This is a genomic window from Streptococcus huangxiaojuni (genome assembly GCF_040930515.1).
GTDB classification, from domain to species: domain Bacteria; phylum Bacillota; class Bacilli; order Lactobacillales; family Streptococcaceae; genus Streptococcus; species Streptococcus huangxiaojuni.
The window spans coordinates 15,179-41,328 of sequence record NZ_JBFQEG010000018.1; the positions used below are offsets into that span (position 1 = coordinate 15,179).

Sequence of the window (26,150 nt, forward strand, 5' to 3'; positions counted from 1 at the left end):
AGATTCAAGCATACCACTACATTTATTCTTCGTCTGGAGCATCTCCGCGATAGTAAGCTTCTTTGTCCTTAGCTTTGATAAATTGAAGCTGAGGGATTGCAAGCAAGAAGACACAGACAAGAATAAAGCCGATAATACCAATATATTTGAAAAGATAAGCAAACGGTACCCAAGGAATCGCAAAGTCAATATTGCCGTGGTAGCCGCCATAAGAAGCCAGACCCAGCAGAGACACAGCCAAAGCGCCGACTGCTACCTGCAGAACCCCTGAAATAAAGGAGAGGACAACAGCAGCTTTCCAGCCGCCGCGTTTATCCGCATAAACCGCAACTGCAGCATTATCAAAGAAGACGGGTACGAAACCGGTAATAATCAGGACCGGATTTCTAAAGATAATTAAAAGTACAATCGTCACTAACTGACCAATCAGACCGGTTGCAAAACCAAACAGTGTCGCAGAAGCTGAACCAAATCCATAAGAAGCAGCAACATCGACCGCAGGGAAGGAACCTGGCAGCAACTTAGCTGAAATCCCTTGGAAAGCGTTAGTCAGTTCTGCCACGAACATCCTTACCCCCTGCATCAAAATAAAGAGATAGACAGAGAAAGTAAAGGCTGTTGAAACCACATACATAAAGAATGACTGGGTTTCTGGATTAAAGAGGGTGCCTGTTGTAATAATTTCCGGATCCGACATGATTTCAGGTCCCAAAATATACAGAATGACACCGAAAAAGACCAGCATCAGTGTTGCAGAAGCAACGACAGTATCATGGAAAATATTTAGAAAAGCGGGTAGTTTTAAATCATCCAGATTTTCTTCTTTTTTACCTAATTTTGGTGCCACTTTATCGACAAACCAAATGGCAAACTGCTGCTGATGGCCGATGGCAAAGCCGCCGCCGCCAGTCAGCCGCTGAGTAGCCTCCACGGTCATATTAGAGCTGACAGCCCAGTAAAGTCCGCAGATAATACCAATAGCCAGAGTCCCCCAGAACTGGTTGCGCAGCACCGGTATCAGAACTAAGGTCATCATGGTAACAGTTGCTGCCTGCTGTACCATGATGTGCCCAGTAATGAACAAGGTCCGAATTTTGGTGATTTTACGCAGAGCAACCAGCAGAATATTGAGGAAAAAGCCAATCAGCAGTGCTGTCGTTGCTGTTCCTACAAAAGCCGGAAACTTCTCTTCAATCAAAGTATTAGCAGCTGTCAGCCCAAAATAAGGGTCAATCACCGCCGCACCAATGTTAAACTTCGTATTCAAAGCGGCCAAAATCGGACGGAAAGTGGTAACCAAACCAGAAGCGCCGACATTGAGAATCATATAGCCGACGGTTGCCTTAACAAATCCTGCAAAAACATCATGCCAAGGCTTCTTAAGCAGAATATAGCCGATTAAAACCAGAAGTCCGACGAAAAAGGCCGGCTGCTGCAAAATGTTTTGTGAGAACCAGTTAAGAATATTTAGTAGTATATCCATATGAACTACTCCTTTTCTAAATGTTCTTGTTTTCTTATATCTTTATTATAGATTCTGAAAGCCTAAACAAAAAGACCAAGAAACACACAATCATGTGTACAAAAATGTGCTGAAAGGTTTTGTCCAAACGGCTGGCAATCCTATTTTGGAATCATGAAATCTGCTTAAATACATACAAGCTAGGCAGCACTGCCTGCTGCCTTATTATCTTCTATCCGGCTTAGTGTTTTTTAGCAGCTGATACTGACATAAGTTTAAAGAAAAGATAATCATTGGTTTGGGGCAAACACAGCAGCGGTCTTTGCAAATAGGGATAACAAAAAAGACAGGACCATGGATTTCTTTCAGGGAAAAATTCATGGTCCTGTCTTTGGAAAATTGACAAATAAAACAATAGCGCTATTAAAGTTTTTTGAATAAGAAAAACCGGGACTTTTTCAGCCCGGTCTTAAGAAGTTCTTTTTAAACGGTTACTGCATCTGTTCTCAGACAGATAGGATCAGTCTAAGCTTTCCCACTGCCAGCCTTTAACCTCCGGAATATCGTCGCCATGCTCCCGAATATACTGTGTATGGTAAGCGATTTTGTCATCCATCATTTTAGCAAAATCAGCTGCCCTATCTCCCAAAACGGTCACAGCAGCATCCTGCGCCAGATGGAAGCGGTCCAACTCAGACAGGACACGCATATCAAAAGGTGTGGTAATATCTCCGTTTTCTCGGTAGCCATGAACATGAAGATTGTGGTTGCGACGACTGAAGAAGATATCCCGAATCATTCCCTCATAGGCATGAAAAGCGAAAATAACAGGTTTATCTTTTGTAAAGACGGCATCAAACGCAGCATCGCTTAAACCTCGTGAATCAATATCAGGATGGCGGAGCTTAAGTATATCAACAACATTGACAAAGCGAATTTTCAGATTTGGGAAAGCCTGATGCAAAATAGTAATAGCAGCCAAGGCCTCCAAGTTCGGTTCTGTTCCAGCAGCAGCAAAGACCACATCCGGCTCCTGCCCCTTATCAGTCGATGCCCAGTCAATAACCTTATAGCCTTGTTCAGCCAGTTCTTCTGCTTCCTTGACAGAATAAAATTGAGGACGGGGATGTTTTGATGTCACCACTAAATTAATTTTATCCTCTGACTGCAGCGCCTTATTCATTACAGCCAGCAAAGAATTGGTATCTGCCGGCAGGTATTCTCGAATAAACTCCGGTGTCTTTTCAGATAGATGAGTCAGAATGCCTGGATCTTGGTGGGTATAGCCATTATGATCCTGCTGAAAAACAGTAGAAGTAGAGATTAAATTTAAAGACGGATAATTCTTGCGCCACTTCGTATGTGTTTTTGATTTGCGCAGCCATTTAAAGTGCTGAGTAATCATCGTGTCAACCACGCGCAAAAAGGACTCATAAGAAGCAAAGAAACCGTGACGTCCCGTTAAAACATAGCCTTCCAGCAGTCCCTCAGCCTGATGCTCAGACAGCTGGGAGTCAATCACGCGCCCGACCGGACTGAGCCATTCATCATAAGTCTCGTCCCTGCGAGCCAGCCACTGCCGATCTGTTTTAGTAAATACTTCATTTAGCCGATTGGATTTTGATTCGTCCGGGCCAAAAATACGAAAATGATTTGGGTTGACTTCCACTAAGTCGGCAGCATACTTCCCGAATTCTATCATATCTTGAGCAAGGACAGCGCCTGGTTTTGCAGTGTCTACAGCAAATTTTTTCCAGTCGGCAGTGTCTATCGGCTTAAGGACACCGGCATTAGTAATCGGATTAGCAGACATACGCCGGTCCCCCTTAGGAGAAATAGCAGCAACATCAGGAACCAATCGGCCAGCCTCATCAAACAGCTCTTCCGGCCGGTAAGATTTTAGCCACTTTATCAGAGCATCTGCTTGTTCCATATGCGCAGCATCGACAGGAATCGGAACCTGATGGGCACGAAAACCGCCTTCAATAGGTGCGCCCTGCCATTCTTTAGGACCTGTCCAGCCCTTAGGAATACGCGCAACAAGAACCGGCCATTGGGGCATGCTGGCCTGCTCAGCCGGACGCTGACGGGCTGCTGCCTGAATGGATTTAATCTTTTCAACAGCCTGATCCAGTTTTTCTGCCATCAGCTGATGAGCAGCCAAATCGGGAGTCTTAACATCTACAAAAATAGGATCCCAGCCCAGTCCTTGGAAGAATTGCTGCAGTTCTTCATCCGTACGGCGGGCAAAAATAGTCGGATTGTGGATTTTTCCGCCATTGAGATACAAAATCGGTAAAACTGCCCCATCATTAACAGGATTGATGAAGGTGTTCGACAGCCAGCCTGCCATCAAAGGACCTGTCTCAGCCTCACCATCTCCAATAACAGTTGCTGCAATAACATGAGGATTGTCTAATACTGCACCAGCTGCATGTGACAGCGCGTAGCCTAATTCTCCGCCTTCATGAATGGAGCCCGGAGTTTCAGGAGCTGCATGTGAAGCGATTCCTCCAGGGAAAGAGAATATTTTGCACAGTTTGGTGAAACCAGCTTCATTTTGGGGAATTTCAGGATTTAATTCCGTATAACGGCCGTCTAAATAGGCATTTGCAACCATCACCTGGCCTCCATGGCCGGGGCCCTCGATATAGAACATGTCCAAGTCATATTTATTAATGACACGGTTAAGATGGGCATAGATAAAATTTTGCCCCGGAACGGTCCCCCAGTGTCCAATTGGGTGAGCCTTAAGGTCATCTTTGACGAGGTCTCTTTTTAAAAGAGAATTGTCCTTGAGGTACATTTGTGCGGCCGAAAGATAGTTAGCTGCGCGCCACCAAGCGTCAACCTTTTTTAAGTAATCTTCTGATTCATAGGTCATAAGTTTTCTCCTTGTGATTTTTTGAGCATAGCTCTTTTAAAGAAAGGGGCAGGACGAGAATTGGCAGATGCGGGGAATCCATTGTTCGTCCCACCCCATACAGTCGTCTGAACCGTCCCTTCCTTTGCCTAGACAAGAAAGGCGATCAGACAGCTTTTGCATTTTATGTTTAAACCGGTATACTGTCAGACTTTGAGGCCTTTTTTACTCAAAGACTAATTTTACGCTGAAAGTCAGCATCAGTCTGCCTCATACAAGTTTTTAAGAAAGGACCGGTTAGGTTAGACAGAGAAGTTTCCTGTGAACAGACCAGCAGCAGGCCTGTTCTTTCTTTTTTCAGTCAGTCTAACTCTCCGGGATTGGAGGCAATCAAAACTTTCAGTTCTTTACCGGCCATCATTGCTTCAAAAGCATCCCGCCAATGTTCCAAATCAAAAACAGCAGTCACCATTTTTTCTTCATCGATAGCCCCTTTACCTTCCAAATGAATGGCTATCGGCCAGTCATACGGATTCTGTGAGCGCGATCCCTGATAAAGAATTTCATGCTGAATAATGGTTCTTTCATCCAGCTCATTCAAGTCTTTAGCAAACAGCCCGACTTGCTGCAGAACCCCTCCCTTACGAATCAGAGGGAGAGCTGCGTTAACTGCCGGAATAGCACCGGAACAGTCATAAACCTTATCCACACCCACGCCATCAGTTACCTCTCTTATAATTTGCGCCAAGTCTTCTTCCTGTGTATTAACAACAATATCTGCTCCCAGTTCTTTTGCAATCTGCAGCCTGTCTGCATCTTTAGTCACCCCTGAGACAATCGTAAAGGCGCCGATTTCTTTTGCAATCTGCAGAGACAGCAGCCCCATTGGCCCAGGACCGATAATCAGGATAGTATCGTGAAAATCAAGCGGTGTCAGCTGATACATAGCATGCACACAGGAAGCCAACGGTTCAGACATAGCAGCCAGTTTGTAGCTGACATTATCCGGAAGGATATGGACACTCTCCTCCCGTGTCAAAACATAATTAGCCATACTTCCAAAGGCTTTTGTCCCAATTCCCGACCGCTTTTCACACAAGTTATACTTTTTCTCTTTACAGTAAGTACAGGTTCCGCAGGTATCAAAGGTTGTCTCACTGGTTACACGGTCTCCTACTTTGACTTTTGTAACCCTTTCTCCGACAGCTACCACCTGCCCTGAGAATTCATGCCCTAAAACCAAAGGTGTAACAGCATTTTTATATTCTCCTTTATAGGTGTGAATGTCTGTCCCGCAGATACCTGTATAGGCTACTTTCATCAACACACGATCCCCTTTTACTTCAGGAACATCAATCTCTTCCAAGGACATATGATCAAAGCCGGGTGCTGATTTTAAAACAGCCTTCATTTTTTTAGGAATACTCATTTCCATCTCCTCCATAACCATCATTTTAAGATTATCAGAATGCCTTTTAAAAAACGGAGTTAACCAATTCTGACAGCTTCAGGAAAATCCAGTTCAATAGGTTGCCGCCTGTATCAAAATTGGAAATTTGCGAAGCCCCCTTAGGAAATTTAATGACACCTTCTGCCATTTTGGTCAGTACAGGCGCATAATCTGTGGCCATCCACAGAGCAAAAGTAATCACAACTGTCAAAGCAATAACAGAGTGCAGAATGTTCCCTTTTCGCGTAGGCACAACCAGAGCAGCGAAAAAGGGAATAGTCGCTAAGTCAGCAAAAGGCAGGACGCGGTTCCCCGGAAGCAAAACAGCAATCAAAAGAGTGATAGGAACCATCAGGAGTCCCGTTGACAGTGCAGCGGGAGAGCCGGTTGCCAGTGCCGCATCCATTCCTAAGAAAATTTCACGATTGGCATAACGCTTTTGAAGTGTAGCCTGAGCGGCTTCCTGAATCGGAATAAGGCCTTCCATCAGAATCTTGACCATACGGGGCAGAATAAACATGACTGCTCCCATAGCCATGGCTGTCTGCAGAATTCTTGTGATATCATAGCCTCCTAAAATAGCCATGGCACCGCCGATAATAATCCCCATAATCATCGGTTCTCCAAAAATACCAAAACGTTTTTGAATCGTCTCAGGTTCAACATCCAGTTTTCCAATACCAGGAATCTTGCTTACTGCCCAAGCAATCGGTATCCCAAGAAGCGCATAGCCCTGAGCTGAGCCAGTTGTTATCGAAACCCCTTCAAGCCCATAATACTCCTGAACATAAGGAGCTGTTTTATCAGCAACAAGCTGGACAATGACAGTATAGCCGATACCGCAGACAATCCCCCAGAAAAAACTTCTGGTTACAATATAACCGGTCGCAGCTGCCGCACTCATATGCCAATAATTCCAGATATCAATATTAAGTGTTTTGGTCCAGTTAAAAGCCAGCATAATAAGATTCACTGCTAAGATAACCGGTATCATGACTGCTGCAATCGGCTGGGCCCATGTCGCTGCCGCAACAGCCGGCCAGCCTGCATCTACAATTGTCAGCTCCAAACCAAATCTCTCAACCATAGCCTGAGCTGCAGGACCGACATTATCCGATAAAAGACCTAATACCAGACTGATCCCCAACATCCCAATTCCTACAGTTAAACCTGACGTGATAGCATTCCGGATAGGTACCCGAAAAATAACAGCTAAGGTAAAGATGATTATCGGAAGCACTACGCTTGATCCCATATTCAAAATACCTTGAACAACAGTTGTTAACGTATCCATAACCCACTCCTTCTATAAGATACAAAGGGCGTGTAAAGAGCAAAGCAAAAATAGGAAAATTGACGAAGAGTCGCTGAGACTCTAGGAGATTTTATCTTTTTTGCACAGCTCTTAGCCCGTGTTCAATTACACAAGATACAAAGGCCGTTTAAAGCTCACAGCAAAAATAGGAGCCTGACCGATGAGTCACTAAAGACTCGAGGGAGGGCTATCTTTTTTGCAAAGAGCTTAGGCCGTGTTCAATTCAACAAGATACAAAGCCCGTTTAAAAATCCGTATGAAAATAGGGGATGGCAAGTGACGCTTGCATCACGATGACAGCCATCTTTTTCACTAGGATTTTAGGGCGTGTTCAATTCAACAAGATACAAAGCCCGTTAAGAAATCCGCATGAAAATGACGGTAAGTCCGAAATCTTCGATTTCGCAGACGCACCTCTGCCAGAACGACTAGAAGGGTGCGGCAGGCTGTAAAGACTGCAAAGCCTTCAGACGTTTACGGCTAGCTAAATGAGAAGTCAGCACCTGATGGCGCATTTCTTTTTCACTAGGATTTTAGGGCGTGTTCAATTCAACAAAACGTTTTCTCACTGGCGAGCCTGTATTTTAGCGGCTTCTTCTAAAATTTGAGCTTCAACCTTGTCCTGTCCAATTCCAGTTAAGAATGCCATTGCTTTTATTGCCGGTATCTTATACTCTGTAGGCAGCATCGTTGTTGTAATCAGCATATCATTTGAATCCTGCTTAGAAACAGCCTCTGCTATTTTAATCTGTGTAATTTGTGCATCAATGTGATTGCGGGCAAATAAATCTTCGATTTTTTTCATAACAACTGTAGAAGTTGCTATACCTGCCCCGCAGGCTACCAGTACTCTAACTTTTGACATAATTAATCTCCTCTCAACAAGATACAAAGGGCGTATAAAACGCAAAAGGAAAATAGGGGACTGACTGACGAATCGCTAGATTCTAAGTCAGGACATCTTTTTCCTGCAGCGTTTAGCCCGTGTTCAATTCAACAAGATACAAAGCCCGTTAAAAGAGCAAAGCAAAAATGACGGTAAGTCCGAAATCTGTGATTTCGTAGGCGCACCCCTGCCAGAACGACTAGAAAGGTGCGGCAGGCTGTAAAGACGACAAAGCTTTCAGACGTTTACGGCTGACGGTAAGCCAGAAATCTGTGATTTCGTAGGCGCACCTCTGCCAAGACGACTAGAAAGGTGCGGCAGGCTGTAAAGACTGCAAAGCTTTCAGACGTTTACGGCTGACGGTAAGCCAGAAATCTGTGATTTCTCAGGCGCACCTCTGCCAGAACGACTAGAAAGGTGCGGTCGACTGTTAAGGCGACAAAGCCTTCAGACAGCTACAGCCAGACAATGATTAAAATCAGAATTCAGCTTGTCCATTCTTTTTTGCAAAGAGCTTTGCCCGTTTCCCGTTTAAATATTATTAGTTTTTACAATCGTTATGATGTCATCTGCAGAACCTGCTTCTCTCATTTGTGTCAATACTTTTGAGTTCTGCAGCAGCCCCATCAGCGACTGAAGCATTTCAAGCTGGGCATGAGGCTCTTTCAGGCCTAAGACAAAAGCTATTTCAGCAGCTACTGACTGATTAAAATCTTCCATACTGACAAAAGTAACCGGTTCAGTTGTGACAATAGCAACAAACTCTTTTTTGATGCACTCAGCGTCAGTATGCGGGATAGCGACACCCATTGCTTCTAACTGCAGGCCTGTTGGAAAATTTTCTTCGCGTTCTATGATTTTTTCAAGAAAGCTTTTATGGACGTAGCCCGAATCGAGAGATTCTTGATAAATTTTCTGAAACAGAGCGCTCTTTGAGTCAAAATGTTCATTGACAAAGATTAGCTTCGGTGTGATATAATCCTGAAGTTTCATTTTTTCAGTCATACGGTTCCTCCCTTCCATTAGCTTCCTTAAATCACAATCGTTTCATAAAATCAGAAACAGTCGTCGAATGCCATAATTGATCAATATAGTCTGAACTGTCAATTTTCGAATAAAGGCTGATAAGAGCATCCTTATAAAAAAATTCATCTTCCTGAGACATGGAAATCAGCATAATGACTTTAACCATGTTGCTGCCCCAGCGAATCGGTTTCTTCAAAGTCATAATCACTAACTGCGACTCACTCACAGCAACCGGCAGAGCATGCGGGAGCGCTATACCGGTGTAGACACTGGTGCTCCCCAAATCTTCGCGAATCCGGATAGACTGGCGGTAGGACGGATTCTCACGATTTTGAGCGGCTGACTTGGCAACAAGGAAATCAATACAGTCATTAACAGTCCCCTTATCCACATTTAAAAAAATATTGCCGCCAATCAGCTGATGAATCAAAGACTTTGTGTAAGCTTCCTTGCTTTCTATAACAGATAAAACCCGTCTATTCCCCTTTTGGAGCTGTAAATAGCGGCTTTGCAAATTTTCTAAATCTGCATCGGTCAGTATAGGACTGATAAAAATAATTTTAGAAGCATCCACATCCGTATCTGACAGTGAAATAGAGCTGATAATCATATCGGCCTGCTCGATTTTAGCCTGAGTCAGTTCACTGGCATCAATTTTGACCAGATGATCAAAATTGGATATGATATGCGACAGCGACCGTATATTCAGCTCAGTTGTTGCCAGACCCTGAGGGCAGACAAGATAGATCAGCAAAGGTTTAGCCAATTTTTCAATGGCAATTTCAAAGTGTACTGTTAAAAACGCCATTTCGCCATCAGTAATATCAATGGAAAATGTATCTGAAAGTTCCCGGCAAGACAGCCAGACAATATTGTAGAGAACACTGTACTTCTTTTTGATTTCTTCTGTGATATCACTGCTGACAATAATCTTATTTTTCAGACGGAAAATCATCGGCTGAACATGGCTGATCAGCATCTTAAACAAATGACGGTCTTTTCTTAAATCTATACTGAGAAGCCGGCTGACACGATCGATCAGATTGCTGATAATACTGTTAATCTGGTCTCCTACAATCAAATCATTGGTTTCATAACCGACAGACAATAAGGTATAGGACAGATTGATAATCTCTAACAGCGGCATTGAATCACCTTTAAAGCAAACATACTCCCTAAATAAATCACAGGCAAAAGTATAGACCTCATAATAAGAAAGCTTATCAACAAAATGCATACTGCCGTCGGAAACAAATGTATGACCGTTGACATAACGCATTTTGGCAATCAATAAATCAACAATCAAATAAATGCTGTACTGCTCACTCAGAGTAAAATGATAAATTTCAGCATAATGGCTGACAATGGATATCACACGCTCAATCTCCTCTTTTGAGAAGAAATAGGTGAACCGTTTAGTTTGGGTTATGCTAGGCAGGTCCAAATGGAATTCTGTTATCAGATAGTTCCTCAGAAAAGTCCGAATCTCCTGCTCTTGTCCGACAATATGATATTTGCCGTTGTGGCGCTCCATGCGGATACGATAATCAGCAAATTTATTTTCCAATTTATCAATATCTCTTCTGACTGAGGTTTCGCTGACAAAGTACTGAACGGACCAGTCAATGATGTCGACTTCTTTTTCATCAAAGAAAAGGGACTTCAGCAGCAGATATTCTCTGGATATATCGTTAATTTCTTCCGCGTGGAAATGGAAATGGTTTAATAAATCCGCAAGATGCTTCTTTTCATTAGCATCAACAGCCAAGCGTATCCCCCTCCGAGGAATTTTTTCAATTTTATTAGACAGTTCTTCTATCTCATTGTTTAAAAAAGATAAGTCTGAATAAATGGTTTTAGTTGAGACAGAATATTTATCGGCCAGAGTTTTACCGGTGATAAAGTTTTCTGTCAGCAGCAAATCCCTCAAAATGCTTACCTGTCTGTAATTCACATCATCACCCCCTTTCCTTAATTATGTTTCATTATAAAGGTTTACCTGCATAAAACAAAGCCAATATACTTCTTCATTAATGTGGAAGCGCTGCCAGAGTTGATATAAGTGCTTAGATCTGATAGGCTTAATAGCTGTCAAATAAAGGGCTGACAACAAAAAAACACTTCTGAAGCTGAACATAAAGTTCAGCTTCAGAAGTGCGCTTCAGATTCAAGTCTTCTTATTTTATTTATAAAGCAGCAGGTCAGCTGTTAGCCCAGACACTCTCCAAAATATTGGTTTGTTCGCGGCCCGGTCCGACTGAAAAGGTTGAAATCCGCACACCAACCAACTCACTGATACGGCGCACGTAGTGCCGGGCATTTTCCGGCAGTTCTTCCAAGCTGCGAACATGAGTGATATCCTCCTGCCAGCCCGGCAGCTCCTCATAAATAGGCCGGCAGCGCTTGAGCTGTTCCAGACTGGCCGGATAGTGGCTAATCCGCTGGCCGTCTAATTCATAGGCTACACAGATTTTAACAGTATCCAGCCCCGACAGCACATCAATACAGTTTAAAGACAGGTTAGTAATTCCGGAAACCCGGCGGCTGTGCCGCATGACAACAGAATCAAACCAGCCGACCCGACGGGGCCGTCCTGTTGTCGTACCGTACTCATGGCCGATATCACGGATTCGCCCACCGATTTCATCAAACAGTTCAGTAGGAAAAGGACCATCACCGACCCGGCTGGTATAAGCCTTGCAGACACCGACAACTTTATTGATTTTACTTGGGCCGACACCTGAGCCGATGGTTACCCCTCCGGCGACCGGATTGGATGAGGTCACAAAAGGATAGGTCCCCTGATCAATATCCAGCATCACCCCTTGAGCCCCTTCAAATAAGACCCGCTTGCCCCTATCAAGAGCATCATTGAGAATCACAGATGTATCGGTCACATACTGTTTTATTTTCTGCCCGTAGGCGTAGTATTCTTCAAAAATATCGGCAAAAGCCATCTCACTGCAGTCATACATTTTTTGAAAAAGGCGGTTTTTTTCAGCGAGATTAGCCTGCAGGCGTTCAGCAAAAATAGCTTTGTCCAAGAGATCGGCAACCCTGATACCGACACGCGCTGCCTTATCCATATAGGCCGGTCCTATTCCCTTATTGGTTGTGCCGATTTTATTATCTCCTTTGGCTTCTTCCTGCAATTGATCAAGCTTGATATGATAAGGAAGAATCACATGGGCTCTGTCCGAGATGCGCAGGCTCTCTGTTGCGACACCCTGCTGATGCAGATAATCCAACTCCTCAACCAAAGACTTTGGGTTGATAACGACACCATTGCCGATAACCGAGATTTTTTCCGGAAAAAAGATTCCTGAAGGAATCAGATGGAGTTTAAATGTTTTGCCATCAATCACAATAGTGTGGCCGGCATTATCGCCTCCCTGATAGCGTGCAATGACTTCTGCATCGGCCGATAAAAAATCCGTAATCTTCCCCTTGCCTTCATCCCCCCACTGGGTTCCAACAACTACTACTGATGTCATACCTTTGTCACAGGCCTGTCCAGGCCTTTATCCTTTCTTGACAGCATGGCAGGAATCGCACCTGCAGATTTGCCTTACAATTCATTATAGGAGATTTCTGATTTTTTTTCAATATATCATAGCAAAACACTGCGTTTTCCAAAAGAATCTTGTAAACTAAAGATATACTGATAGCAAGGAGAGAACTATGGCAAGAATCAACCATATTTTGCAAGACAGCCCCCGGAGTCTTCCTGTCCTTCAGGCGACCTTCGGCTTGGAAAGAGAGAGTCTCCGTATCAATGCTGATCACAGACTGGCACAGACTCCCCATCCTGAATGTTTGGGCAGCCGGGATTTTCACCCATATATTCAGACGGACTACAGCGAACCTCAGATGGAGCTCATCACACCAGTCGCCTCTTCAACCAAGGAGGCTCTTCGATTTTTAAATGCCATTACGGATGTTGCACAGCGCTCATTAGAGCCCACCGAGTATCTTTGGCCCTTGTCAATGCCGCCTGAACTCCGTGAAGAAGAAATTGAAATTGCACATTTAAGTGACGCCTTCGAATACCGTTACAGAAAATATCTGGGTGACGTTTACGGCAAAATCCTTCAATCCATGTCCGGAATTCACTATAATATGGAGTTGGGCAGAGACTTAATAGAACAGCTTTACACGGTGAGCGGTTATAATTCGCTGACCGCCTTTAGGAATGCTCTCCATCTGAAACTGGCACAGAACTTCCTGCGTTACCAGTGGCTCCTGACTTACCTTTACGGGGCGAGTCCAATAGCTGAGCCCGGTTTTCTCAAAGAAAAACAATCCGGCCCCGTCCGCTCTATCCGCAACAGCCATTTAGGCTATGTTAATCATGAAAATATCAGCGTATCCTATGACAGCCTCCAAGACTATATTGAGGATATCGAGAGCTGTGTCGCAGACGGCAGGCTGATTGCTGAGAAAGAGTTTTACTCTCCTGTCCGCCTGCGCGGCAGCAAGCATAACCGGGACTACCTGACACAAGGGGTGACCTATTTAGAATTCCGCTGTTTTGACCTCAACCCCTACACTCCCATTGGTATTGACCAGAAAACTCTGGATACTGTCCATCTGTTCAGTTTGGCCTTGCTCTGGCTGGACAGTCCGGAGCAGGTTGACAAGGAACTGGCACAGGCTAAGGACCTGAATAACCGCCTAGCTCTCAGCCATCCTTTGGAGAAACTTCCAGAAGATGCACCGCTGGATGGCGTTTTGACCGCTATGCAGGCTGTCATCACTCATTTCCAGCTGCCTTCCTATTATCAGGAGCTGCTGGAGGAGATCCGCAGACAGGCTGATAATCCGGCTTTGACTCTGGCCGGACGCCTCCATCAGGAAATCACCCAGGATTCACTGGCTGCATTTGGCCGGACCAAAGGACAGGAACACCATGCCTATGCCTGGGAAGCACACTATGCACTCAAAGGTTATGAGAATATGGAACTCTCCACTCAGATGCTGCTTTTTGATGCCATTCAGCAGGGAATCCATTTTGAAATTCTCGATGAAACAGATCAGTTTCTCAAGCTCTGGCACGGCAGCCATTATGAATATGTCAAAAACGGCAATATGACAGCCAAAGATAATTATGTCGTTCCTCTGGCCATGGCCAACAAGACCGTTACGAAAAAAATTCTGCAGGAAGCCGGCTTCCCAGTTCCGGGCGGTGCCGAATTCTCTGACGAAGAAGCGGCCCTGCGCTACTACAGCCGGATTAAGCAGAAACCGATTGTGGTCAAGCCGAAATCCACTAATTTCGGACTGGGAATCTCCATTTTTAAAGAAAGCCTCAGCTTAGAAGCCTATGAAAAAGCGCTGGATATTGCTCTGGCAGAAGACAGCGCTGTGCTTGTTGAGGACTATATTGAGGGAACAGAGTACCGCTTCTTTATTCTAGACGGCCAATGCGAAGCTGTCCTGCTGCGCGTTGCAGCCAATATTACCGGTGACGGCAGACACACAGTCCGCCAGCTCATAGACCGTAAAAACGCTAATCCGCTAAGAGGCAGAGACCACCGTTCGCCTTTGGAAATAATCCAGCTGGGAGAGGTTGAGAAGCTCATGCTGGAGCAGGAGGGCTATCAGCCTGATGATATCCTGCCCCAAGGGCTGACCGTCTATCTGCGCCGAAATTCCAATATCTCAACCGGCGGTGACTCTATCGACTGCACCGAAAGCATGGACCCCTCCTATAAGGCGCTGGCTGCCGACATGGCTAAAGCAATGGGAGCCTGGGTCTGCGGTGTTGATCTGATTATCCCAGATAAAGAAAAACCAGCAACCGCAGAAGAACCTAACTGCACCTGTATAGAACTCAATTTCAATCCATCAATGTACATGCACACCTACTGTCAGGAAGGACCGGGACAGGCTATTACACCAAAAATTTTGGCCAAACTCTTCCCAGAAGCAGCAAAACAGCCTTAAACCTGAAGCCCAGATCCTGACAGATATAGATCAAGTAAATCCCTTCTTTAAAACACTGCCCCTCCCAAAACTAAGCTTTTTAGGTGCGGCAGGCCGACAGAAGGGATTGTTTTTTAAACTTTTTTTAGATAAAATAAAGGTAATTGTCAAACCTGCGTCAATACTGTAAAAACAGGCTTCAGGGCTGACAGTTTTCTGTAAAACCTGCATTGAGCAAAATGCTTCCCTATTCTGGGTTTAAGCTGGGAAATCTGCCCTCTGTTTGGCATTTGCTGCTTTTTACGGAAAATCCTTGTCAGACAGACGCCGTTTACGCTAAAATAGATAATAACAAAGCAAGCGCTGAAAACACCTGTAGACAGAAGTCTTTTTTAGGAACCTTCTGAAATTGAGCTTCTGCAAGCCGAATCCTGCTGTCCGTCATTACTCACCTAAAAGAAAGGGCTGGTACTTTATGCCTTACTATGGCCGTCCGCCAAGAAGAAAATTTTCATTTACATTTCTTATCGGAATCCTTTTTATTCTGCTTCTCTTAAATACTGTCATAGAGCACTTTCTGCCTGTTTTGCTCTTGTTAGGTACAGGCGGCGGTATTTATTATTTGACCACCCGGAAATCCAGCCTGGAAAAAGCCAATATTTCTCGGCGCCTGCAGGATTTAAAAGACAGCATTCGCTTGGCCGACCGCCAGATTAAGCTTCTGGACAGTTATTTGGATGCCAAAGAATACGCCCAGTACAGTGTTGTCGGACGGCAGCTTCTGCCAAAATTAGAAGAAATTAAAGCCGAAGCGGACAGTCTTAAGAATAATATGGATATCGCCATTTATAAGAGGGTTACGAAAAAAGCAGAAGCCTTTGAGACCGATATTAAACTGCAGCTGGAAAAACTCCATGTCAGCACGGCAGCTGAGCCTGTCGACCAAGCAGAAAATGATTTATTTCATCAGGCTCCTGAGCTGATTAAAGTTTATGACAGTATTCAGACCGACCACCAAGCTATTCTTAAAAAAATTGAAGAAGCGGACAACAAGGCTGAACTCACAGCCCTTCATCAAGCCAATATGCAGCGGTTTCAGGATATCCTGGACGGCTATTTAAAAATCAAGTCCACACCCAAAAATTATTATAATGCCGAAGAACGTTTGGAACAGGCCAAGGCCGCTTTAGAACAGTTTGATTTGGACTTGGATGAAACACTGCGCCAGCTCAATGAAAGCGACCTTAAAGATTTTGATGTCAGCCTCAGGATGATGGGACAAAAAGCAGATGACCTCTAAAAAAACGGGCTTCTAAGTCAAAAAGCCCAAAGTTTACAGAAGCAGTAAAGGAGATTATGATGACAGATACATTTAACTTTGATATTGATGCAATCGCCAATAATGCTGTAGCCAAAACCGATAAAACAACAGAACTGATTACTTCCGGCGATACCAGCTCAGCTGGAAGCCTCTCTTTCTACGAAAAACTGACGGAAGAACAGCAAAAAGCCATTTCGGAAAAAACACCGGCACTGGTTGACCACTTTATCAGCGACCAAAATGCTCTGCTGGATTTCGGCCAGTCGGCCGTAGAAGGTGTCAATACTACCGTCAACCATATCTTAGCTGAACAGAAAAAGCTGGAAATCCCCCAAGTTGATGAATTGCTGCGCAATACCAACCGCGAACTGAATGGTTTTATCGCCAAATACAAAGACGCCAAGCCGGCTGAGCTTGAGAAAAAGCCGAATTTTCTGCAAAAATTCTTCAAGCAGGGCAAGGCCGGACTTCAGGAGTTCTACTTCGACTCCAAAACAATCGAACAGAAAATGGACAGCATGGCTGCTAATGTTGTCAAACAAGAAGAAACTCTGGCCAGAAACATTGTTTCTGCTGAAATGCTGATTGAAGACAACACCAAATCTATTGAAAATCTGGTCGGAGTTATTGCCTTTATTGAAGCCGGTCAAAAGGAAGCGGCCCAGCGGGCGGATAAACTTCAAAATGACATCGCTCAGCTGGACAGCTCGACCCCTGAATACCAAGAAAAAACAGATGAACTGGCACGGATGACCGAAGTCATCAACACTCTTGAGCAGCAGCATACGGAATATGTCAGCCGGCTCTATGTCGCTTGGGCAACAACTCCGCAGATGCGCAATATGGTTAAAGTTTCCTCGGATATGCGGCAAAAACTGGGCATGCTGCGCCGCAACACCATCCCGACAATGAAACTCTCCATTGCTCAGCTGGGCATGCTACAGCAGTCCGTTCAGTCAGGCGCTACTGCCGATGCTATTGTCAATGCCAATAATGCAGCTCTGCAAATGCTGGCTGAAACCAGCAAAGAAGCCATTCCTGCTTTAGAAAAATCTGCCCAAAGCCCTACCGTCACGATTGCCTCTGTCACTTCACTGGCCGAAAGTCTGGTCGCACAAAACCAAGGCATTATCGCAGCCATTGACAGCGGACGCAAACAGCGGGCACAGCTGGAATCAGCTATTATCAAATCAGCTGAAACCATCAATGATTCAGTCAAACTCCGTGACGAAAAAATCGTCCAGGCCCTGCTCAATCAGGGAAAAGAAACCCAGCAGGACGTTGAAAGCCCAGACGAAGAAAAAACAAACTAGCATTGCAGCCAGTTCTTAAAACAAGCTTGTTTCGCATATAGGAATAAGCTTGTTTTTTCTTGGAACAAAAAACAGAGCTTTTGCTCTCAGCCCCTTTTCAGACAAGAAATAAAATCACAGAGCCTTCCTCAGATAAATCCTGCCGCAAAGGCTTTCGTCAGTTAACAGTACAATCAGTCTTTTTTCAGTCTCACTCCCGCTTCTTTTGGGACCTTTTATGTTAAAATAATCTTATGGATAAAATCATTAAAACTATTTCAGAAAACGGGGCTTTCCGTGCCTATGTCCTTGACTGTACAGAGACCGTACAGACAGCCCAGCAAAAACATCATACTTTGGCCAGCTCCACCCTCGCCTTAGGCCGTGCCTTAATCGCCAATCAGATACTGGCTGCCAACCAAAAGGGCGACAGTCAGGTCACCCTGAAAATTATCGGTGATGGTTCGCTCGGCCATATTATTTCCGTCGCAGACAGTAAAGGGAATGTTAAAGGCTATATTCAAAATACCGGAATTGACCTCAAGAAAACAGCAGACGGCCAAGTCATCGTCGGCCCTTTAATGGGAAGAGGTCATTTTGTGGTTATTACCGACTATGGTACAGGCAATCCCTACACATCAACGACGCCTCTGATTTCCGGAGAAATCGGTGAAGATCTGGCCTATTATTTTACAGAAAGTGAGCAAACCCCATCAGCGGTTGGGCTCAATGTCCTGCTGGACCAAGACGATCAGGTCCAAGTCGCAGGCGGGTTTATGCTGCAGGCTCTGCCCAGCGCTCCAGAAGCGGATATTGCCCGCTTTGAAAAACGGATTCAAAACATGCCGGCGATTTCAAGCCTGCTGGCCTCAGAAAATCATATCGAGGCACTGCTGGCTGCACTTTACGAAGACGATGCCTATAAACGTTTGGCGGAAACCGAGCTGCGCTTCAACTGCGACTGTTCACAGCAGCGGTTCAAAAATGCACTGTCTGCTCTAGCCACAACAGAACTACAGCAAATGCTGCAGGAAGACCGCGGTGCTGAAATTACCTGTCAGTTCTGCGGCCAGCATTATATATTTACAGAAAAAGATTTAGAGGAGATGATTGATGATAAAGCTTAAGCCCTCATTTAAGATTGGTCAGGTAACCATTCCCCGCCGCACTGTTCTGGCTCCTATGGCCGGTGTCACTAATGCTGCTTTTCGGACAATTGCTAAGGAATTTGGAGCGGGGCTGGTTGTTATGGAAATGGTCTCTGATAAAGGAATCCAGTATAACAACACCAAAACCCTGCACATGCTGCACATTGATGAAGGTGAACACCCTGTATCCATTCAGCTCTTTGGCAATGACGGAGAGAGCTTGGCCAGGGCCGCTGACTTCATTCAGACAAATACAAAAGCTGACCTTGTCGATATCAACATGGGCTGTCCGGTTAATAAGGTCGTCAAAAACGAAGCCGGTGCTATGTGGCTGAAAGACCCAGAAAAGATTTATTCTGTTGTTACAGCGGTCAAATCCGTTCTGGATATTCCCTTAACTGTTAAAATGCGGACGGGCTGGGCCGATCCCAGTTTGGCTGTCGAAAATGCCTTGGCAGCCGAAAGTGCAGGAGCTGCTGCTTTAGCCATGCATGGCCGTACACGTGAACAGATGTACACCGGCAAGTGCGACCATGACACACTGGCAAAAGTAGCTAAGGCCATTCAGCGCATCCCCTTTATTGCTAACGGTGATATCCGCTCCGTTCAGGATGCACAGTTCATGATCGAAGAAGTCGGTGCTGATGCTGTCATGATCGGCCGAGGTGCCCGCAGCAATCCCTATATTTTCACCCAAATCAATCATTACTTCGAAACCGGCGACATTCTGCCGGATCTGCCTTTTACAGAAATGCTCGCCATTGCCCGCGACCATCTCAAACGCTTGGTCGACCTCAAAGGCGAAGAAATTGCGGTCCGCGAATTCCGCGGCTTAGCACCTCACTATTTACGCGGCACCGCCGGCGCAGCCAAAATCAGAGGTGCGGTCGCCCGAGCAAAAACAGCAGCCGAAGTCGAAACAATTTTTGCCGCTATCTAAAACAAGATACAAAGGGCGTGAAGAACGCAAAAGGAAAATAGGGGACTGACTGACGAATCGCCAGATTCTAAGTCAGGACATCTTTTTCCCGCAGCGTTTAGCCCGTGTTCAGTTCATCAAGATACAAAGGCCGTTAAAAGAGCAAAGCAAAAATGACGGTAAGCCAGAAATCTTTGATTTCGTAGGCGCCCCTCTGCCAAGACGACTAGGGAGCGAGACAGAACCCCAGACCGTAAAGTTCGATGTCTCGCCCCCGCAAAGCCTAGCAGACATTTTAAAGCTTTGAAAAAGCGACTAAAATGCCGCTAGGCTACTGCGTCTTGTTTATACTACAAGCAATGATTTGAGAGGTTAGGATTTTTGTCTGCCTTCAGTCGTTTACGGCTGGCGGTAAGTCCGAAATCTATGATTTCGGCTGCGCACCCCTGTCAGAACGGCTAGAACGGATTAACTTCCTTAATCAGATATTTGTTCATCCACAGAAATAAGAAAGTGAGGGCAATATTTTGCCTCATCATTTCCTCTCGTTTTAACTTTTTTGGTTTATTTAGGTTGAGAGCAGGAACCTTAAAATTATTTTATTAAAATCGGAAATTTCTTGATGAATAGCGTGCCCTGAATTTTTAAAAATTATTTTTTTACAATTAATTCTTGACGCTAATTCATCTGAGTATTCTACTGGAATAACCTTGTCTAACATTGCTCCAATGACTAATGTTTTTGATTTTATATCACTTAATTGCTCATAGACATCAAATGTTAAACAAGATTCTGCAAGAATACTGAATCTCTCTAAATCTTTTACCTTAACCATATATTTTAGAGCAACATGGATAAGCTTATGCTTTTTTAAATATTGTTTTGAATAGACATTATCAATCATATTTGATAATAAAGCTTTTACATCTCCCTTATCAGCTAATGCTATCCAATTATTGATAACATCATTTTGCTTCATATTATTTCTAGCAGTTGTTGCAACCAAAACAAGATGTTCAATTAAATCTGGATAATTTATTGCTAGGGACTGAGCTATCATACCGCCTTGCGAAACACCTACAGCATCAATTTTATGTATATTTAATTTATTCAAACAATAAGCAATCTCTTGGGCCATATCCTGTATTTGATAGCTTCTTTCAATAGTGTTTGGGTGATCAAATATCAGTACTTTATAATTTTTAGCGAATTTTCTATAAAAAAAGGCCATTTGTTTAGCTTTCCCTTTTATTCACTCTGTACCAAGACCGGGTATTAAAAGAAGAAATTTTTCACCAGAACCAAACGTAATATAATGGATATTGTCTCCATGGAATTCTACTACTTTATTTTTTGCATTAATCATATATAGTAGTCTCCTTACTTAGCAAAAAGACTGGCTTATTGCCAGTCTTTTTGCTATTTTCAAATTGATTGAGCAGATTAATTTTTCTGACCAACTACATAGGTCAGCTGTTTCGCCTGTGCAGCCGAGAAGGTGCGGTAGGAAATCACTCCGAGACCCAGAGCGTTGGATTCAGAAATCAGGATTGAACCATCTTCCTTAACTTCTTCAACAATAGCTACATGGCCATAAGTACCGTCAGCACCGGCTTGACCTGGCGCAAATGAAACAGCATAACCGACTTCAGGCTGATGGGTTGTCACATAGCCTGACTTATGCTGCCAGTCGCCTCCATTGCCCATATAGGCATCAAACCGATATCCCAATTCCTCAGCACGGTTAAAGACATACCAAGTACATTGACCCCAAGGATAGCTTGCAGCAATATAGCCAGCTGCATTAACAGCTTCGGAAATACTGTAGCCAGCTGGAATTTCCGCATAAGTCACTCCGGAGATATTTCTCAGTTCAGCTGGAATTTCAGGGGTGCCGCCGTGTTTATCGATCCATTCGTCTAGATCTTCCATGATTTCAGCACGTTTTTTCCCTGTCCCGGAAGTATCGGTGAAGTAAACACCGCCGTCAGCAACCGTATCCAACTGGCCTAAAGCGAGTTTCTTAGCCTTATCATCCTGCCGTTTAAATGTTGTGTTTTTATTTTGAATAATTGTGACTTTAGTCAGCTCACGCACAGCCTTATCATCATTGTAGTTAGCTGCATTCTCGGGATTACTGTCAAAAGCCCCATAGCCAAATACATTTGAACCAGGAAGAGCCGCAACACCTGCTGAGCCAAGCGAACTTTCAGCCATAGCAATAGCAACGATAGCGCGGACATCCAGTCCACTGGCTTCTTCCCATTCCAGCAGCTTTTCACCATTGATACGGTTCTTGTCATAAGCGACTCCCGTCGAAGCCAGATAGCCGTCCAGCTGCTCTGCGGTAATCCCGTAACGGTGCGACAGCAAATTATGCGTATAGGCATCATCGCCTGTCCAGTGTTCTACATATGCACGATTAGTGGTTGTAGCATCAGCAATCTCACTGCCATCAGATAAAAACGGCAGACCAAAGGAGGATAAAGGATTGCCTCCCAAGGGATTGGCAGCCGCCTCGTTTCCGGCTGCGGAAGCTTTATCTGAGCCAGGCTGACTGCCTGATTTTTTTTCTGTTTTAGCAACTCCGGAGTTTGTACTAGGAGCTGTTTCCTTTTCTGCAGCAGTCGTTGCTGAGGTTGTTGTCTCTGTCGTAGTCGTCGTGGTTGTGCTTTCCGTTGTATCGGCTGCAGGAGCTTCCTCAGCGGAAGGCGCTGTATCAGTATCAGCCCCATCTGCATCGTCTTCAGAAGCATCCGCATCTGTATCAGGATCCGTTGCAGCTTCTTCTTCAGCAGTTTCCTCTTCTGTCGTAGTCGTGGTTGTCGTCGTGGTTTCTGCCGGTGTATCATCTGCAATAATAGAGGATACTTGGGTTAAGCCCGATGCTTCTGATAAAATCAAGCCTGAAATAGTCAGTAATGCTAATAATTTTCTCTTGTAAGACATGAAATTCTCCTTAAATTATTTTTTCTTATAACTATCTATTCGAAAAAATGTCTTATTATATTGCTACTATATGACATTATAACATTTTTCTAATGATTTTTCCTTAAAATAACTCCAAAAAAATGAGCCGAGAACCATTTTTTATCGGCTGATAATCAGAATCATTTTAAGAAAAAACTTATAAATAGCCCTAAGAAACTATTTTTATCTGTCTGTACATCTTCTCCTTTCACATTATACCAAAAATATATAGAAAGAAAAGGACTTTTGCTCACAGAGGTTATTTGTAATTTTTTTCAATTTTCAATTTTTAATTGGCCGCTTTTACATCTGCCGGCGTCTTGAGCATCTCCAAGGTTTGGTCAGCTCACCAATGTGTTCCCTAGCCGCTACAGAACCGATTTCAGCCACCACTGCCTCCAGCTCTGTCGGCACCTCCTCGATACTCTGGGCGCCGTCTAAACCGGATAAGTCATGGTTTAAAAGCTCATACTGGCCCAAGCCATTGATGGCATAAATCGTCTGATCCACTATCCCCTGAGCCGCCTTCTCCGGCTGATAGGCAGCACCTGACCAGGCTGACTGAAAGAGCTCATACACTTCATTATTGCCCACCTGTAAGTAAGCCCGGCCGGTCTGGGTAATCTCCGCCGCATCCGGCGTCTTGAGCATCTCCGTGGAATCCTGACGGTTGGCCACCTTCAAAGCAATCTTAAAGCGCGCATTGGACCAAATCTGATCGTTGACCACCCCTGACGGTTTCTGGGTCGCTAAAATCAAATGCACCCCCAAAGACCGCCCCAAACGGGCCGTCGACACCAAGTCATCCATAAAGTCCGACTGGTTGGCCTTCAGCTCCGCAAACTCATCACTGATGAGAAACAAATGAGGCAGAGGCTCTGCAGCCTCCCCTTCCTTATAAAGCTTCTGATAAGCATTGATATGATTGACCCCGTACTGAGAAAAGAGCCGCTGACGCCGCTTCAGCTCCGCATCGATGGCAATCAAAGCCCGCCTGGACTGAGCCCCGTCCAGATTGGTAATCGTCCCTAAAAGATGAGGCAGGTCCTTAAAGAGATGGGCCATCCCTCCTCCTTTATAGTCAATCAAGAGAAAGCCCACATCATAAGGGTGAAAGCTGACCGCTAAGCTTAAAATATAAGACTGAATCAGCTCCGACTTCCCTGACCCTGTAGTCCCCGCAATCAAACCGTGCGGCCCGTGCGCCTGCTCATGCAAATCCAGCGCCACCACATCCTCCTGACCCCTCAGCCCTAAAGGAACCGATAAGGTCCGGTGGGGCGCATGCAAAGCCCAGCGTTCGGCAATCCCTAACTCACTGACCGTCTCCACACCATAAAGCTCCAAGAAGGAAACCGTCTCTGGAATCGTGCTTTTCAGATTCTGCAGGTGATTGAGAGGCGCCAAGCGTCTGGACAGGGCTTCCTTATCATAATCAGCCGGAAAATGGTCCAAGGCAAAAGGCACCGCCCGAAGCTCCCCTTCCTCCAAGACCAGCTCCCCCTTGTTGCGGTCCTTGATGGTGATGATGGTCTGCACATTCTCAGACAGGCTGGACAGCACATCCTCCACAAAGACCAAGGAACAGCCCAGAGCCGTCGGGTCCTCTGTGAAGAATTCCATAATCACATGATCCATGATTAGGGTCCGATCCGTCATCAAAACCACATAGTGCGGCGTAAAGAGCGTCTGCTCCTTCTGCCCTTCCTGCTGCCTTGCCTGACGCACCTTTAACATCTGGTTGAGACTGGTTAAGACCTGATCCCGGGTCCGCTGGTTGTAAACCAGCCCCCGAACATTGAGCGCCTGGAGCTTAGCATGCGGCAGCCAGCGCAGCCAGGACCACTGGGACACCTCCTCTTCTGGAAGCACCACCACAAACTGCAGGTCATGATAAGAATGAAAGAAGGCCAGCTGACGCACCATCAGCTGAAGCTGCTCCAAAACTAAGGCTCTGGGACCCGTATAGCCCACAGGTCCCTGCATGAGATTAGCCACAATGGGCAGATCCGACAGCCTACGGCTCTTCTGGTAAAGCTGATAGCCCTGCGCCGCCAGAGGGTCGGTCTGACCGCTCCGCTCCGTCTGACTGTACTTGAGCGGATAGCTGGTCGCCACCTCGCCCAGACCCAGACGGTAGTGCAGCGCATCGAACTGCTGCAGGGTCTTTTCATAAATCCGGTGGTGGTACTGAGCCGCCAGATTATCCAGTGTCACCGGATCCGGATAGTGATAGAACTGGCCCTGACGCTGGCTTCTGGCTAAGCCTTCCAGCTCCACAGCCTTATCGGATAAGTAGCGCTGATAGTGGGCGACCCGGTCTTTCTTATCCCGCTTATACTGCCGGCGCCTTTTAAAGTAGTTGCTTATGGCAAAAATCACCGTCACCGTGGACATGGCCATGGTGATGATGATATAGATCCCACGAGGCTGAATGATAGAGATGACAATCAAGAGCGACACCATAACCAAAGGCGGCAGAATCAGGCGCAAAAGCCCGTCTTCCGGCTTTTTAGGCTCCTTTTCCGGCGCATTGATGGTCACCGGATCTTCCGAGCTCCGGTAGATGATGCGGGGCGAGCGGTGGTAGTCCGGATAGCCCTCATAAAAACCATAATGGGACTGCGGCATTGCAGCCAGAGCCTCTGAAACCTGAAAGGCCCCGCTCACCCACAGCTCTTCATCATAGACCTTGATGAGGAGCCCAGCCATACTGAGTTCATCCCCCAAAGCCAGCTCCCGTACCTTTAAGCTCAGCCGCTGGTTATTGAGATAAAGAGTAAAACAGAAAAAAGGCGCGGTTGCGCCAAAACATCACTGTTTTAAAGACTCTTTTCTAAGACTTATTGTATTCTTCTACCGTAAATTTCGGGTAGTCAATCTGCTCTATAAGGTCATCATAGTTTGTCGAAATCTGCTGGAAGCTGGCATCAATATAGCCTAAGAATAGGATTTCCTCAATATCTTCTCTGTTAAAAAAGCCGGCTCTTGACTGATAACACCCAAGGGAAGGGGGACTGCTCCAAAATCAAAGTAGCCTTCCTTCCCATTCTTGTTTGTAATGGGCAAAAGAGTGCTGATCATCAAGCTTTGGGCATTGTCCTTAACTCTGACAACGGTTCCTATCGGTAGTAGTTCTCTATCTGGCATTAGTCATCTCCTCGTAAAATAAGTTTATGGGGATTTTTCTATCCCAAGTTTTTAATCATTGTTATAACGTTAACTTGACTATTGCAAGGTTTTCCAGAACAATAGAGTCATGGAATGGACTCATGGTTGTTTCTTTCTCTCCTTGTTGCTTAGACTTCATTTTAAAGTCTGTTACCCAAGCCTTGTCCCTACTTCCAACACACTAGCTGTTTCCACTAAGCTCACTTCTGTACCTAGTAGGGTACAGGCGGCAGCTGAGCCAGTGACTAGAATTCTCTTATGCGAGGCTGTTGGTGCAAGGTGTTTCTGGGGAACCTTACAGTAGTCAAGAAAACTTCCAAATCCAATTGAAAGGAGACCTTCCAAATGAAATGTTTTGTCGGTTTAGACGTTAGCTCTACCAAACTTGATGTCTGTGTCATG

Annotated in this window: 16 protein-coding genes and 1 pseudogene; 5 read left to right on the forward strand and 12 right to left on the reverse strand. The window is 45.1% G+C overall.

The genetic code is table 11. The features are described 5' to 3' along the window. Positions 1 to 22 precede the first annotated feature (22 nt). The 8 genes from ulaA to AB3329_RS09125 form a co-directional block, all read right to left on the reverse strand. Entirely contained in the window at positions 23 to 1,483 is a 1,461-nt protein-coding gene (gene ulaA, locus AB3329_RS09090) for a PTS ascorbate transporter subunit IIC (RefSeq protein WP_368395694.1), read from the reverse strand. 499 nt (positions 1,484 to 1,982) lie between these two features. Continuing rightward, positions 1,983 to 4,346, reverse strand: a complete 2,364-nt coding sequence (locus AB3329_RS09095; RefSeq protein ID WP_368395695.1) for a phosphoketolase family protein — start codon at positions 4,344 to 4,346, stop codon at positions 1,983 to 1,985. Positions 4,347 to 4,686: 340 nt separating this feature from the next. After that, a complete protein-coding gene (locus AB3329_RS09100) occupies positions 4,687 to 5,754 on the reverse strand; it encodes a zinc-binding dehydrogenase (protein WP_368395697.1) in 1,068 nt (355 codons plus the stop codon). A gap of 46 nt (positions 5,755 to 5,800) precedes the next feature. Continuing rightward, a complete protein-coding gene (locus AB3329_RS09105) occupies positions 5,801 to 7,069 on the reverse strand; it encodes a PTS galactitol transporter subunit IIC (RefSeq protein ID WP_368395698.1) in 1,269 nt (422 codons plus the stop codon). A gap of 586 nt (positions 7,070 to 7,655) precedes the next feature. Then, positions 7,656 to 7,955, reverse strand: coding sequence for a PTS sugar transporter subunit IIB (locus AB3329_RS09110; RefSeq protein WP_067064175.1), 300 nt, complete (start codon positions 7,953 to 7,955; stop codon positions 7,656 to 7,658). 552 nt (positions 7,956 to 8,507) lie between these two features. Beyond that, positions 8,508 to 8,981, reverse strand: a complete 474-nt coding sequence (locus tag AB3329_RS09115; RefSeq protein WP_368395699.1) for a PTS sugar transporter subunit IIA — start codon at positions 8,979 to 8,981, stop codon at positions 8,508 to 8,510. A gap of 31 nt (positions 8,982 to 9,012) precedes the next feature. Beyond that, positions 9,013 to 10,956 (reverse strand): BglG family transcription antiterminator, encoded by a 1,944-nt coding sequence (locus tag AB3329_RS09120; RefSeq protein ID WP_368395700.1) that lies wholly within the window; start codon positions 10,954 to 10,956, stop codon positions 9,013 to 9,015. A gap of 247 nt (positions 10,957 to 11,203) precedes the next feature. Beyond that, positions 11,204 to 12,496 carry an adenylosuccinate synthase gene (locus AB3329_RS09125; RefSeq protein ID WP_368395701.1) on the reverse strand — a complete coding sequence of 431 codons (1,293 nt, stop codon included), beginning with the start codon at positions 12,494 to 12,496 and terminating at the stop codon, positions 11,204 to 11,206. A gap of 187 nt (positions 12,497 to 12,683) precedes the next feature. Between AB3329_RS09125 and gshAB the strand changes: the two genes are divergently transcribed. The 5 genes from gshAB to dusB all read left to right on the forward strand — a co-directional run bounded on the left by gshAB (position 12,684) and on the right by dusB (position 19,628). After that, positions 12,684 to 14,948 (forward strand): bifunctional glutamate--cysteine ligase GshA/glutathione synthetase GshB, encoded by a 2,265-nt coding sequence (gene gshAB, locus AB3329_RS09130; protein ID WP_368395702.1) that lies wholly within the window; start codon positions 12,684 to 12,686, stop codon positions 14,946 to 14,948. 454 nt (positions 14,949 to 15,402) lie between these two features. Next, positions 15,403 to 16,227, forward strand: coding sequence for a hypothetical protein (locus AB3329_RS09135; RefSeq protein WP_368395703.1), 825 nt, complete (start codon positions 15,403 to 15,405; stop codon positions 16,225 to 16,227). A gap of 59 nt (positions 16,228 to 16,286) precedes the next feature. Continuing rightward, a complete protein-coding gene (locus AB3329_RS09140) occupies positions 16,287 to 17,561 on the forward strand; it encodes a toxic anion resistance protein (RefSeq protein WP_368395713.1) in 1,275 nt (424 codons plus the stop codon). A 233-nt stretch (positions 17,562 to 17,794) separates the two neighbouring features. Then, positions 17,795 to 18,667, forward strand: coding sequence for an Hsp33 family molecular chaperone HslO (hslO, locus tag AB3329_RS09145; RefSeq protein WP_368395704.1), 873 nt, complete (start codon positions 17,795 to 17,797; stop codon positions 18,665 to 18,667). After that, positions 18,654 to 19,628, forward strand: coding sequence for a tRNA dihydrouridine synthase DusB (dusB, locus tag AB3329_RS09150; protein WP_368395706.1), 975 nt, complete (start codon positions 18,654 to 18,656; stop codon positions 19,626 to 19,628). The genes hslO and dusB overlap by 14 nt, the downstream gene beginning before the upstream one ends. 547 nt (positions 19,629 to 20,175) lie before the next feature. Here dusB and AB3329_RS09155 read toward each other — a convergent pair. The 4 genes and pseudogenes from AB3329_RS09155 to AB3329_RS09170 form a co-directional block, all read right to left on the reverse strand. Next, entirely contained in the window at positions 20,176 to 20,838 is a 663-nt protein-coding gene (locus AB3329_RS09155; protein ID WP_368395707.1) for an alpha/beta fold hydrolase, read from the reverse strand. Between the two features lie 212 nt (positions 20,839 to 21,050). Then, positions 21,051 to 22,556, reverse strand: coding sequence for a CHAP domain-containing protein (locus AB3329_RS09160; RefSeq protein WP_368395708.1), 1,506 nt, complete (start codon positions 22,554 to 22,556; stop codon positions 21,051 to 21,053). A 351-nt stretch (positions 22,557 to 22,907) separates the two neighbouring features. Then, positions 22,908 to 25,355: pseudogene (gene essC / locus AB3329_RS09165) on the reverse strand (type VII secretion protein EssC); the annotation flags it as partial. 162 nt (positions 25,356 to 25,517) lie between these two features. Further along, a complete protein-coding gene (locus AB3329_RS09170; RefSeq protein ID WP_368395710.1) occupies positions 25,518 to 25,727 on the reverse strand; it encodes a DUF4176 domain-containing protein in 210 nt (69 codons plus the stop codon). Positions 25,728 to 26,150 lie beyond the last annotated feature (423 nt).

Excerpts from the sequence above, each read along its gene's own strand:
- ulaA (WP_368395694.1), bottom strand. The coding sequence starts at position 1,483 with ATGGATATACTACTAAATATTCTTAACTGGTTCTCACAAAACATTTTG.
- AB3329_RS09095 (WP_368395695.1), bottom strand. The coding sequence starts at position 4,346 with ATGACCTATGAATCAGAAGATTACTTAAAAAAGGTTGACGCTTGGTGG.
- AB3329_RS09100 (WP_368395697.1), bottom strand. The coding sequence starts at position 5,754 with ATGAGTATTCCTAAAAAAATGAAGGCTGTTTTAAAATCAGCACCCGGC.
- AB3329_RS09105 (WP_368395698.1), bottom strand. The coding sequence starts at position 7,069 with ATGGATACGTTAACAACTGTTGTTCAAGGTATTTTGAATATGGGATCA.
- AB3329_RS09110 (WP_067064175.1), bottom strand. The coding sequence starts at position 7,955 with ATGTCAAAAGTTAGAGTACTGGTAGCCTGCGGGGCAGGTATAGCAACT.
- AB3329_RS09115 (WP_368395699.1), bottom strand. The coding sequence starts at position 8,981 with ATGACTGAAAAAATGAAACTTCAGGATTATATCACACCGAAGCTAATC.
- AB3329_RS09125 (WP_368395701.1), bottom strand. The coding sequence starts at position 12,496 with ATGACATCAGTAGTAGTTGTTGGAACCCAGTGGGGGGATGAAGGCAAG.
- gshAB (WP_368395702.1), top strand. The coding sequence starts at position 12,684 with ATGGCAAGAATCAACCATATTTTGCAAGACAGCCCCCGGAGTCTTCCT.
- AB3329_RS09135 (WP_368395703.1), top strand. The coding sequence starts at position 15,403 with ATGCCTTACTATGGCCGTCCGCCAAGAAGAAAATTTTCATTTACATTT.
- AB3329_RS09140 (WP_368395713.1), top strand. The coding sequence starts at position 16,287 with ATGACAGATACATTTAACTTTGATATTGATGCAATCGCCAATAATGCT.
- hslO (WP_368395704.1), top strand. The coding sequence starts at position 17,795 with ATGGATAAAATCATTAAAACTATTTCAGAAAACGGGGCTTTCCGTGCC.
- dusB (WP_368395706.1), top strand. The coding sequence starts at position 18,654 with ATGATAAAGCTTAAGCCCTCATTTAAGATTGGTCAGGTAACCATTCCC.
- AB3329_RS09155 (WP_368395707.1), bottom strand. The coding sequence starts at position 20,838 with ATGGCCTTTTTTTATAGAAAATTCGCTAAAAATTATAAAGTACTGATA.
- AB3329_RS09160 (WP_368395708.1), bottom strand. The coding sequence starts at position 22,556 with ATGTCTTACAAGAGAAAATTATTAGCATTACTGACTATTTCAGGCTTG.
- AB3329_RS09170 (WP_368395710.1), bottom strand. The coding sequence starts at position 25,727 with ATGCCAGATAGAGAACTACTACCGATAGGAACCGTTGTCAGAGTTAAG.